The organism is Actinacidiphila guanduensis, from assembly GCF_900103985.1.
Taxonomy (GTDB): domain Bacteria; phylum Actinomycetota; class Actinomycetes; order Streptomycetales; family Streptomycetaceae; genus Actinacidiphila; species Actinacidiphila guanduensis.
On sequence record NZ_FNIE01000008.1, the window covers coordinates 128,157 to 140,132 of the forward strand.

Annotated in this window: 11 protein-coding genes; all 11 read left to right on the forward strand. The window is 75.9% G+C overall.

Annotation, left to right across the window (positions count from 1 at the left end; translation table 11 throughout):
* Positions 1-71 precede the first annotated feature (71 nt).
* Positions 72-638, forward strand: coding sequence for a hydrogenase maturation protease (locus BLR33_RS18660; RefSeq protein ID WP_093785890.1), 567 nt, complete (start codon positions 72-74; stop codon positions 636-638).
* Positions 635-739 carry a DUF6893 family small protein gene (locus BLR33_RS37155; RefSeq protein ID WP_407639696.1) on the forward strand — a complete coding sequence of 35 codons (105 nt, stop codon included), beginning with the start codon at positions 635-637 and terminating at the stop codon, positions 737-739. Before BLR33_RS18660 ends, BLR33_RS37155 begins: the two co-directional genes overlap by 4 nt.
* A gap of 147 nt (positions 740-886) precedes the next feature.
* A complete protein-coding gene (locus BLR33_RS18665) occupies positions 887-1,264 on the forward strand; it encodes a hydrogenase maturation nickel metallochaperone HypA/HybF (RefSeq protein WP_093785652.1) in 378 nt (125 codons plus the stop codon).
* A 5-nt stretch (positions 1,265-1,269) separates the two neighbouring features.
* On the forward strand, positions 1,270-2,115 hold the full coding sequence (gene hypB / locus BLR33_RS18670) for a hydrogenase nickel incorporation protein HypB (RefSeq protein WP_093785653.1): 846 nt from the start codon (positions 1,270-1,272) through the stop codon (positions 2,113-2,115).
* A 12-nt stretch (positions 2,116-2,127) separates the two neighbouring features.
* Positions 2,128-4,581 (forward strand): carbamoyltransferase HypF, encoded by a 2,454-nt coding sequence (hypF, locus tag BLR33_RS18675; RefSeq protein WP_093785654.1) that lies wholly within the window; start codon positions 2,128-2,130, stop codon positions 4,579-4,581.
* Positions 4,582-4,635: 54 nt separating this feature from the next.
* The gene (locus BLR33_RS18680) at positions 4,636-4,953 is read left to right on the forward strand and encodes a HypC/HybG/HupF family hydrogenase formation chaperone (RefSeq protein ID WP_093785655.1); all 318 of its coding nucleotides are present in this window, start codon (positions 4,636-4,638) and stop codon (positions 4,951-4,953) included.
* Complete coding sequence (gene hypD / locus BLR33_RS18685) at positions 4,950-6,074, forward strand: hydrogenase formation protein HypD (protein ID WP_093785656.1); 1,125 nt, start codon at positions 4,950-4,952, stop codon at positions 6,072-6,074. The genes BLR33_RS18680 and hypD overlap by 4 nt, the downstream gene beginning before the upstream one ends.
* A complete protein-coding gene (gene hypE, locus BLR33_RS18690; protein ID WP_407639697.1) occupies positions 6,067-7,188 on the forward strand; it encodes a hydrogenase expression/formation protein HypE in 1,122 nt (373 codons plus the stop codon). The genes hypD and hypE overlap by 8 nt, the downstream gene beginning before the upstream one ends.
* Positions 7,189-7,534: 346 nt before the next feature.
* Entirely contained in the window at positions 7,535-9,157 is a 1,623-nt protein-coding gene (locus BLR33_RS18695) for an ABC-F family ATP-binding cassette domain-containing protein (protein ID WP_093785657.1), read from the forward strand.
* Positions 9,158-9,487: 330 nt separating this feature from the next.
* Positions 9,488-9,682 (forward strand): hypothetical protein, encoded by a 195-nt coding sequence (locus tag BLR33_RS18700; protein WP_093785658.1) that lies wholly within the window; start codon positions 9,488-9,490, stop codon positions 9,680-9,682.
* 152 nt (positions 9,683-9,834) lie between these two features.
* Complete coding sequence (locus BLR33_RS18705) at positions 9,835-11,976, forward strand: DUF4139 domain-containing protein (protein ID WP_093785659.1); 2,142 nt, start codon at positions 9,835-9,837, stop codon at positions 11,974-11,976.

Consider the following 11,976-nt stretch of genomic DNA (forward strand, 5'->3'; position numbering starts at 1 on the left):
ACCCGGTGGATCCGGCAGCCGGCTCGGGGACCGGCGGGGCCGTGGCGGAGCGGGCTGCCGCCGGGCGGCGGGTGCTGGTGGCCGGGCTCGGCAACATCTTCCTCGGCGACGACGGCTTCGGCGTCGAGGCCGCCGCGCGGCTGGCCCGGCGCACCCTGCCGCCCGGCGTGGAGGTCGCCGACATCGGCGTACGCGGCGTCCACCTCGCCTACCGCCTGCTGGAGGGGTACGGGACCGCGGTGCTGCTCGACGCCACCGCCCGCGGCGGCGCCCCCGGCACGCTCTACCTCATCGACCACGCCGAGGCCGCGGCACCCGCGCCCGGCGACGTCCTCATCGACGGCCACCGCATGACGCCCGACGCCGTGCTCGCCCTGCTCGGCACCCTCAGCGAGGGCACCGGCGGCAGCCGGCCGGACCGGGTCGCCGTCGTCGGCTGCGAACCGGCCTGCCTGGAGGAGGGGATCGGGCTCAGCGCGGCCGTCGAGGGCGCGCTGGACGAGGCGGTCGAGGCCGTGCTGCGGCTGCTCGCCCCGGACGGCGACCAGGCCGCGGGCGCCGACCGCCCGCACGACACGGAGGGTTCCGCGGCACGAAGGACGCGGGAGCCGGCGATCACCAAGGAGATGCAGCCATGACGAAGATCCTGCTCGCGGCGGCCGCCGCCGGCCTGGCCGCCGCCGCGATCGCGGCCAACCTGCCCGACATCAAGCGCTACATGAAGATCCGCTCGATGTGACACCGGTATGCCGGAAGCGCCGTTAGGGCGAACCTCGGCGCCGCCCGGCGGCGTGGCGGGGGCGGCGACCCCCGCGCCGGGCCTGTACTGGGGTGGTCCCGGGGGCTTCCGGGGCCCGTCCACCACGGGGACCGGCGGGAGTTGAGCATGCACGAGATGTCCATCGCGCTGGCCGTGGTCGGCCAGGTCGAGGACGCGGCGCGCGCGGCCGGCCGGGGAGCGGCCGAGGCCGTGACGCTGCGGGTGGGCGAGCTGGCCGGTGTGGTCCCCGACGCCCTGCGCTTCTGCTTCGAACTCGCCTGCGACGGCACCGTTGCCGCAGGCGCCCGGCTCGTCACCGAGCAGGTGCCGGGACGCGCCCGCTGCGGGACCTGCCCGCACGAGTGGGCCACCGGGATGCCGCCCGAACTCACCTGCCCGCGGTGCGGCGGCGCCGCCCAAGGGCTGCTGTCCGGACGGGAGTTGGAGATCGCCGCCGTCCGGTGGGCGGCCCGCCCCGCCGCCGCCCTGCACGAGGAGCCCTGAGGACCATGTGCGACGCCACCGACCTGCGCAGCGCCGTGCTCGCCAAGAACGACGCCGGGGCCAAGGGGCTGCGGGCCGAACTCGCCGCCCGCGGCACCGCGATGGTGAACCTGCTCTCCAGCCCCGGCAGCGGCAAGACGGCCCTGCTGGAGGCCGAACTCACCCTGGCCGGTAAGCGCGGCGTCCCCGTCGCCGCGCTGACCGCCGACCTCGCCACCGAGAACGACGCGACCAGGCTGGCCCGTTCGGGCGCGCCCGTGCGCCAAGTGCTCACCGACGGGCTGTGCCACCTGGAGACCGACATGCTCCGCGGCCACCTGGACGGGCTGCTGGAGCCGCACACCCGGCTGCTGTTCGTGGAGAACGTCGGCAACCTGGTCTGCCCCGCCTCCTACGACCTCGGCGAGACGCTGCGGGTGGTGCTCGCCTCCGTCACCGAGGGCGAGGACAAACCGCTGAAGTACCCCACAGCGTACGGACTCGCGCACCTGGTCGTCGTCACCAAGCAGGACATCGCGGCGGCGGCCGGCTTCGAGCGCGGGACGTTCCTGGCGAACGTGGCACGCGTGAACCCCGGCGTGGAGGTGCTGTTCACCTCCGCCCGCAGCGGCGAGGGCGTCGGCCTGCTGCTGGACCGCGCGCTCGCCGCCGCGGACGGCGGAGCGGTGCACGAGCCGGTGATGGCGCGGACGGTGGGGGCGGGCGGCCACGGGCACAGCCACGAACACGGCCACAGCCATGAGCACGGTCAGGAACACAGCCACGAGCACAGCCACGGCCACGAGCACAGCCGCCGGCCCGGCCATGAGCACGGCCACGCGCCCGCCGCCACCCGACTCCCCGCGATCTGAGCCCCGTTCGCCATGACCGCAGAACCCGCCGCCGTGTCATCCGGAACCGCCGTGTCCGCCGCGTCCGCTGCGGGCGCCGCCCCCGAGCGGCGCAGGGTCACCGTGCGCGGGGTCGTGCAGGGCGTCGGCTTCCGGCCGTTCGTGTACGGGCTCGCCGGGGAGCTGGGGCTGAGCGGCCACGTCACCAACACCGGGGAGGGCGTGGTCGCCGAGGTCGAGGGCGCCCCGTCCGCGGTGGCCGCCTTCTGCACGCGCATCGCCGCCGAGGCGCCGCCGCTGGCCGTCGTCCAGGACGTGCGGCACGAGCCGGTGGCCGTCCGCGGCGGCGACGGCTTCGCCATCCTGCAGTCCCGCGCGGGCGGCCCGCGCCGTACCCTCGTCGCCCCCGACACCGCTACCTGCGCGGACTGCCTCGCCGAGCTGTGCGACCCCGCCGACCGCCGGTACCGGCACCCCTTCATCACCTGCACCCACTGCGGGCCGCGCTTCACCATCACCACCGGGCTGCCGTACGACCGCGCGAACACCACGATGGCGGGCTTCGCGATGTGCGCGCGGTGTGCCCGCGAGTACGCCGACCCCGCCGACCGCCGCTTCCACGCCCAGCCCGTCTCCTGCCACGACTGCGGCCCCCGGCTCCGCCTGGTCCTGCCGCCCAGCGGCCCGCTGACGCCGCTGACGGACGAACCGGTGGCCGCCGCACGGGAGTTGCTGGCGCGCGGCGCGATCCTCGCCGTCAAGGGCATCGGCGGCTACCACCTGGCCTGCGACGCCGCGAACGCCCGGGCGGTACGGGAGTTGCGGCGCCGCAAGAACCGCGCCGCCAAGCCCTTCGCGCTGTTGGCCGCGAGCCCGGCCGACATCGAGCCGCTGGTGCACCTGGGCCCCGCCGAGCGGGACCTGCTCGCCGGGCGGGTGCGCCCCATCGTGCTGCTGCGCCGCCGCCCGGAGCCGCCCGCCGGCCTGGTGGCCGCCGAAGTGGCACCCGGCAGCGCCGACTTGGGCGTCATGCTGCCCTACAGCCCGCTGCACCACCTGCTGCTGGGCCTGCCGGGCGACCCGCCCGGGCCGCGGCTGCTCGTGCTCACCAGCGGCAATCTCGGCGGCGAGCCCATCGTCACCGACGACGGGAAGGCCCGCGAGCGGCTGGCCGGGCTCGCCGACGCCTGGCTCACCCACGACCGGCCGATCCACGTGCCCTGCGACGACTCGGTGGTGCGGATTCTCGACGGGCAGGAGCTGCCGGTGCGCCGCTCGCGCGGCTACGCGTCCTTCCCGGTGCCGCTGCCGGTGGAGGTGCGGCCCGCCCTCGCCGTCGGCGGCGACCTGAAGAACGTGTTCTGCCTGGGCGAGGGGCGCAAGGCGTGGCTGTCCGCGCACGTCGGCGACATGGACGACCTCGCCACCCTCACCGCGTTCGCCACCGCCGAGCGGCAGTTGGCCGGCATCACCGCGGTGGCGCCCGAACTGCTGGCCGCCGACCGGCATCCCGGCTACCGCTCCGCACAGTGGGCCGCCCGGCACGCCGGGCACCGCCCGGTCCGGCACGTCCAGCACCACCACGCCCACGTCGCCGCGGCCATGGCCGAACACGGCCTGGACGGCAGCCGGCCCGTCATCGGCGTCGCCTTCGACGGCACCGGATACGGCGAGGACGGCGCCGTGTGGGGCGGGGAGTTCCTGCTCGCCGACTACGACGGCCACCTGCGCGCGGCACACCTGGCGTACGTGCCGCTGCCCGGCGGCGACGCGGCCGTCCGCCACCCGTACCGCATGGCCCTGTCCCACCTGCGGTCCGCGGGCCTGGGCTGGCCGGTCGACCTGCCGTGCGTCGCGGCCTGCCCGGAGGACGAACGCCCCGTGCTGGCGCGACAGTTGGAGCTGGGGCTGAACTGCGTGCCGACCTCCAGCATGGGCCGCCTCTTCGACGCCGTCTCCTCGCTCGCCGGGGTGTGCCACCGCGCCGACTACGAGGCGCAGGCCGCCATCGCATGGGAGGCCGCGGCCTATTTCGCGGGGGAGGAGCCGGGCGCGTACGCCTTCGCCCTGCGCCGGGACGACCCGGCCGAGCCCCGATCTCCCGCCGGGGCGGCCGACTTGGGGCGACCCGGGTCCGCCGGCGCCGAGCCGCCTCTCGTGCTCGACCCGGCACCCGTCCTCGCCGCCGTCGTCGCCGACCTGCGGGCCGGTACCCCCGCCGGCCGGATTGCCGCCCGCTTCCACGCCGCCGTCGCCCTGGCCGTTCGCGACACCTGCCGGGCGCTGCGGGCGCGCACCGGCACCGGGACGGTCGCCCTGACCGGCGGTGTGTTCGCCAACGCGCTGCTGTCGGCCGCCTGCGCGCGGGAGTTGGCGGCCGACGGCTTCACCGTGCTGCGCCACCGCCTGGTGCCGCCCGGCGACGGCGGCCTGGCACTGGGCCAACTCGCCGTCGCCGCCCGCCGATCCGCCCGGCCGCGGCCCTGACCCGGCAAGCCCCCGACCGCCGACCGTGAGACACCCGAGGACGAGGAGAGACCCATGTGCCTGGCAGTGCCCGGCAAGGTCCTGGAGATCGAGGAACGCGACGGCACGCGCATGGCGACCGTCGACTTCGGCGGCGTGGTGAAGGAGGTGTGCCTGGAGTACCTGCCGGACCTGCGGGTCGGCGAGTACACCATCGTGCACGTCGGCTTCGCCCTGCAGCGGCTGGACGAGGAGTCGGCCCGGCAGACCCTCGCGCTGTTCGAGAACCTCGGCCTGCTGGAGGAGGAGTTCGGCGACCCCTGGCAGGCCGCGGCCGCCGCCGGGCCGACCGGAGGAGAAAGCGGCCCGGCACAGGAGGAGGCACGCGCGTGAAGTACCTCGAGGAGTTCCAGAACCCCGACCTGGCCGTGCGACTGCTGGACGACATCCGCGCCACCGTCACCCGCCCCTGGGCGCTGATGGAGGTCTGCGGCGGCCAGACGCACTCGATCATCCGGCACGGCATCGACCAACTGCTCCCCGAACAGATCGAGTTGATCCACGGCCCCGGCTGCCCGGTGTGTGTCACCCCGCTGGAGGTCATCGACAAGGCGCTGGAGATCGCCTCCCGGCCGGACGTCGTCTTCTGCTCCTTCGGCGACATGCTCCGCGTGCCCGGCTCCGGACGCGACCTGTTCCGGGTGCGGGCCGCCGGCGGCGACGTCCGCGTCGTCTACTCGCCGCTGGACGCGCTGCGCCTCGCCCGCGAACACCCCGACAAGGAGGTGGTGTTCTTCGGCATCGGCTTCGAGACCACCGCCCCGCCCAACGCGATGGCCGTCCACCAGGCCGCAAGACTCGGCATCCGCAACTTCAGCATGCTCGTCTCCCATGTGCGGGTGCCCCCGGCCATCGAGGCGATCATGCAGTCGCCCGACTGCCGGGTGGACGCCTTCCTCGCCGCCGGGCACGTGTGCAGCGTGATGGGCACCGGCGAGTACCCCGAACTCGCCGAGCGCTTCGAGGTCCCCATCGTCGTCACGGGGTTCGAGCCGCTGGACATCCTGGAAGGGGTGCGACGGGCCGTGCGCATGCTGGAGCGCGGCGAGCCCGGCGTGGAGAACGCCTACCCGCGGGCGGTGCGCCCTGAGGGCAATCCCGCGGCCAGGGCCATGCTCGCCGACGTCTTCGAGGTCACCGACCGCGCCTGGCGCGGCATCGGCACCATCCCCGGCAGCGGCTGGCGACTGGCCGAGCGCTACCGCGAGTTCGACGCCGAGCACCGCTTCAGCGTCGCCGGCATCGACACCCGCGAACCCGCCGAGTGCCGCAGCGGCGAGGTCCTGCAAGGGCTGCTCAAGCCGCACCAGTGCGAGGCGTTCGGCACCACCTGCACCCCGCGCACCCCGCTCGGCGCGACCATGGTCTCCAGCGAGGGGGCCTGCGCCGCGTACTACCTCTACCGCCGGCTCGGCGGTACGCCCGCGACCGTGGAGGCGACCCCCGTTGGCTGACATCACCGACCTGTCCCGTACCGGCGAGCCCGGCCGCGCCGCCGCCACCGTGCCCGCGCCGGCCGCGCCCGACTTCTCCGGCTGGACCTGCCCTGCGCCGCTGCGCGACCAGGAGCACATCGTGATGGGGCACGGTGGGGGCGGCGCGCTGTCCGCCGAACTCGTCGAGCACGTCTTCGCGCCCGCCTTCGGCGGCCCGCTGCTCGCCGGACTCGGCGACTCCGCGGTGCTCCGGCTCGGCGGCGCCCGGCTCGCCTTCTCCACCGACTCCTACGTGGTGCGGCCGCTGTTCTTCCCCGGCGGCAGCATCGGCGACCTCGCCGTCAACGGCACCGTCAACGACCTGGCGATGAGCGGCGCCAAGGCCGCCTACCTCTCCTGCGCCTTCATCCTGGAGGAGGGGGTGGAGACCGCCACCGTCGCCCGGGTCGCCCAGGCGCTCGGCGCCGCCGCCCGCACCGCCGGCGTCGAGGTGGCGACCGGCGACACCAAGGTCGTCGAGGCCGGGCACGGCGACGGCATCTACCTCAACACCGCCGGGATCGGCCTCATCCCCGACGGCGTGGACATCCGGCCGCAGCGGGCGGTGCCCGGCGACGTGGTGCTGGTCAGCGGACCGGTCGGGGTGCACGGCACGGCGATCATGAGCGTCCGCGAGGGCCTGGAGTTCGGCGTGTCGGTGCGCAGCGACTGCGCGGCCCTCGGCGGCCTGGTGGAGGCGATGCTCGCGGTCACGCCCGACCTGCACGTGCTGCGCGACCCCACCCGCGGCGGCCTGGCCGCCGCCCTCGGTGAGATCGCCGCCGCGGCGGGTGTCGGCGTCACCGTCCAGGAGCGCAGTGTGCCGGTGCCGCCCGAGGTCGCCAACGCCTGCGCGGTGCTCGGCCTCGACCCCTGGTACGTCGCCAACGAGGGCAAGCTCGTCGCCTTCGTCCCGCCCGAGCACGCCGACGCCGTCCTCGCGGCGATGCGCAGCCACCCGCTGGGCGCCGAGGCGGCGGTCATCGGCACCTGCGTCGAGGAGCACCCGGGCATGGTCGTCGCCCGCACCACCTTCGGCGGCACGCGCGTGGTGGACATGCCGCTGGGCGAGCAACTCCCGCGGATCTGCTGAGGGGCGCCGCCGCGAGCCGGCGCGAGCAGCAGGGGGCGGCCGGGCTCAGCCCGCCAGCAGGCGGGCGGAGCCCGCGCCCTGCCGCGGCCGCGGATCGTTCGCGGCGGCGGCGTTTATTCGCAGCGGCGGACCGGGCCACGCTGTTACCCTGGCCGGGCATGTGACCGATCGTGACCGTGGAGACGAACGTGGTGGGTGACGACGACATCTCCGGGTGATCCCGGAGCTGTCAGGCCACCGGCAGGCGCTGCCTGAGCGCCGCCGAGGTGGCCTCCTCGTCGTCCCTTCACACACCCTTCCCGGCGGCGCCTGTGTGCCCGCCGTACGCTCCCCGAGGTCACCCGCCATGTCCGACGCCTTCGTCGTCTGCTCCCACCTGTCCTTCTCCTGGCCCGGCGACATCCCGGTCCTCACCGACCTGTCCTTCACCCTCGGCGGCGGCCGCACCGGCCTGGTCGCGCCGAACGGCGCGGGCAAGTCCACCCTGCTCAGGCTGATCGCCGGCGAGTACCGGCCGACCGCCGGCACCGTCACCGTGCGCGGGGTGCCGGGCCACCTGCCGCAGACGCTGCCGCTCGCCGCCGAACTCACCGTCGCCGACGTGCTCGGCGTCGCACCCGTCATCCGCGCCCTGGACGCCATCGAGTCCGGCGACACCGCCGAGGAGCACTTCGCCGTCATCGGCGACGACTGGGACGTGGAGGAACGCAGCCGCGCCCAGCTGGACCGGCTCGGCCTCGGCGGAGTGGCGCTCGATCGCCGGCTCGCCACCCTCAGCGGCGGGCAAGCCGTCTCGCTCGGCCTGGCCGCCCAACTCCTGCGCCGCCCCGATGTGTTGCTGCTGGACGAGCCCACCAACAACCTCGACGGCCGGGCCCGCGCCCGCCTGTACGCGGTGCTCGAGGAGTGGACCGGCTGCCTGCTCGTCGTCAGCCACGACCGGGCGCTGCTGGACCGCATGGACCGCACCGCCGAACTCCACTCCGGCGAACTGCGCTTCTACGGCGGCAACTTCACCTTCTACGAGGAGGCGGTCCGCACGGAGGGTGAGGCGGCCGAGAAAGCGCTGCGCACCGCGGAACTCGACGTGAAGCGTGAGAAGCGGGAGATGCAGCAGGCCCGCGAGCGGGCCGACCGCAGGTCCGGTACCGCCGCCCGCAAGGTCGCCGACGCGGGCCTGCCCAAGATCCTCGCCGGCGCCCGCAAGCGCCGCGCCCAGGAGTCCGCGGGCCGGGCCGGCGATGTGCACGCCTCCCGCGTGGCCGACGCCCGGGCCCGGATGGACGAGGCGGCGCGGGCCGTGCGCGACGAGCAGCGGATCGTCCTCGACCTGCCCGGCACCCGAGTGCCCGCGGGCCGCACCGTCTTCACCGGCGAGCGGATGCGGGTGGCCTACGGCGGTCGGGAGGTCTTCGCGGGCGAGGGCGCCGACCTGGTGGTCCGTGGCCCCGAGCGGATCGCGCTGACCGGGCCGAACGGGGCCGGCAAGTCCACCCTGCTGCGGCTGCTCAGCGGCGACCTCGCGCCGGACTCCGGCCACGTCGTGCGCGCCCAGGGCCGCACCGCCTACCTCTCCCAGCGGCTCGACCTGCTCGACCCCGCCCGTACCGTGGCCGAGAGCATGGCGGCCGCCGCGCCCGCGCTGCCCGAGGCCGACCGGATGAACCTGCTGGCCCGGTTCCTCTTCCGCGGCGACGGCGCCCACCTGCCGGTCGGCGCCCTGTCCGGCGGCGAGCTGCTGCGCGCCACGCTCGCCTGCGTGCTGTGCGCGGAACCGGCCCCGCAGCTGCTGCTCCTGGACGAGCCGACGAACAACCTGGACCTGGTCGGCGTCGGCTGGCTGGAGTCGGCGCTCTCCGCGTACGAGGGCGCGTTCGTGGTGGTCAGCCACGACGAACGGTTCCTGGCGGAGATCGGGGTGGAGCGGCGGCTGTCCCTGGAGGAGGGCCGGCTGTCGGAGGCAGGGTGAGGGCTGCGGGCGTAACGGGGTGCCTGCCGCCGACTGCGGGAGTGGACGTAGGCGCGAACCGTGCGCAGCCTCCGGGTGCGCGGGTGCCCAGGTGCCCAGGTGCCGGGCTGCGCGCGGACGTAGGCGGGAGCCCGTACACGGAGAGCCGTCCGCAGGGCGCCGCAGCCTGCGCGTGCGGTGGAGCGGCGGACAGCACGGGTCGGCGGACTGCCCGTACCGGCACTGCCCGCCCGCTCCCACGTCACCCCCTTGACAGGTGACGGGGCTCGGCGGACGATCGTGCCATCAGCGGTTCCCTCCCGGGTGCCGCGCCCTGGAGGGGAGTCCCTCATGCCGACCGACACCAGCACCGCGGCCCTTCGTACGGAGCAGGACCCGGACGCCGCCGCCCGCCGCGCCCGCTTCGGCCACCTGCCGCCCCCGGTCCGGCTGCAGGACACCGTGGAGGAGCGCCCGGGCACCGTCCCGGACCCCTCCCGCGACACCTACAACGCCGACGAGTGGCTGGTCCGCTACTGCCTCTGAGACCCGTCCCGCACAACGCCGCTCCCGCCGGGTCCGTTCCCGCGAAGGCCGGTTGACCCCCGGCCCCGCGCCCGGGGAGCGGGCGCCGGGCCGGCCCGGCCCGCGGCTCCGCTAGGGTACGCACGACCGGTGGCGGGGCTGGGGGAGGCGCGATGGGCGGCGGGGCGGAATCGGTGCTGCGGGAGGTCGTGGTGCACGCGGCCGGAGCCGTCTGCACGCGTACGGCCCGTGTGGAGCTGCCCGCCTCCGGCGCGGAACCCGTCGTACGGATCAGCGGGCTGCCGCCCACCGTGCAGCGGCACTCGCTGCGCGGCCGGGTCGTGTCGGGCCCGGCCGGGCTGCGCGTCGCCGACATTCGCGTCGATGTGGGTGCCGTCCTGCGGCAGGGCGAGCAACTGCCGTCGCTGCGCCTCGACCTGGAGGACGCCGAGGACCGCGCGAGCCGACTCGCGGAGCGCTGCGAGCGGTTGACGCGCGAGATCGAGCAGGTCGCCGCCTTCCGGGCCGAGCCGCCCCAGCCCAGGCGCGGCGACCCGCCGCGCTGGGCACCCGTGGAGTCCCTGCTCGCCCTCGCCGGCTTCGTGGACACCCGGCTCGGTGTCCTGCACGCCCGACTGCGGGCCGCGCAGGAGGAGTTGGAGCAGGCCGACCACGAGGTGGCCGTCGCGCGGCACCGCCTGCTGGAATCCTCCACCGCGCAGCCCGCCGACCGCGCCGTGCCCACCCTCACCGCCGTCCTCACCCTCGTGCCCGGCGAGGGGCAGCCCGAGGGCGGCTCGGCAGAGGTCGAGGTGGAGTACCACGTCGTGGGCGCCACATGGTCGCCCGTCTACCAGTTGCGCCTGGACGGCAGGACGGGGGCCGGCATCCTCGTGCTGCGCGCGGGCGTCGCCCAGCGCACCGGCGAGGACTGGACCGGCGTGCGGCTCGGTCTGTCCACCGCCGACCTGCTGCGCCGCACCGATCTGCCGGCCCTGCGCTCGCTGCGGATCGGCCGGACCCAGGAGGAACCCGCGCCGCGAGGCTGGCGCGAACCCCCGGCCGGGCTGGAGGAGTTGTTCGCCGGCTACGACGCGGCCGAGCAGCGCAGGCCCAGCGGTCCCGCCCTGGGCGGCGCGGTCGGCGGGGACGTGCCGGTGTCCCGGCACCTGGCCGCGCAGGAGACGTACGGCGCGGCCACGGCCGCCCGGGCCGACGGCGCCGGCTACGGTGCCGCCCTCCACGCCGGCAGCGCGGGGGCCGACGAGGAGGCCGGCGGCACGACCCGCGCGCTGCGCAGCCACGCCCGCCGGACCGGGGGCACCCCGCCGGCCCCGGGCGGCCCCGCCCACGCGCAGAGCTGGATGGCCCACCCGCCGGCCCCCGTTCCGCTGTCCGCGCCGATGGCCCCGAGCAGTGCGCCGCCGGCCGTACCCGGCCCCCCGGCCGCCGCACCCGCGGCTCCCGCGGCACCCTCCGCGGGCATGCTCGACTACAGCGCGCTCACCCTGGCCGGCCCGGAGCGGCCGTTCGACCGCGGCACCCTGACCCGTACCGTGGAGACCGGCGACAACGAGATCGCCGCCCACCGCAGCCGTGCGGCGAAGGTGGCGGACCTGCCCCGCCCCGCGCACGCGGTGGACGTACGGCGGTCCGCCGGGTCCTTCGACTACCGCTTCGAGGCCGCCGCCCCCGTCGATGTCGCCTCCGACGGGTCCTGGCACACCGTGCCCGTCGGCGAGGTGCCGGCCGAGACGGAGTTCGGCTATGTGTGCGTGCCCGCCGAGGACACCGCCGTCTTCGGCACCGTGCTGCTGACGAACACCTCCGCGCGCCCGCTGCTCGCCGGGCCCGCCGACGTCATGGTCGACGGCGACTTCGTGCTCACCGCGCCGCTGCCGACCCTCGCGCCCGGGCAGCGCCAGGCGGTCGGCATCGGTGTGGCCGAGAGCGTCCAGGTGGCCCGGCGCACGCACATGCGCGAGTCGACCGCGGGGCTGCGCGGCGGCACCACCGTGCTGGAGCACAGCGTCGAGGTCGAGGTCGCCAACCGGCTGCCGTACCCGGTGGTCGTGGAGGTGCGCGAGCGGGTGCCCGTCGCAGGCGACAAGGACGTGCGGATCGAGGAGCACCGGGCCGAGCCGGCCTGGGCGGCGCCCGAGGGGCCGCTGCCCGGCCAGGACGAGACCTATGTGCGCGGGGCCCGCGTCTGGCGGGTGGCGCTGGAGCCCGGCCGGACCACCACGCTGACCGGCGGGTACGCCGTGCGGCTGCCGGTCGGCAAGTCCGTCGTCGGCGGAAACCGGAGGAACTGA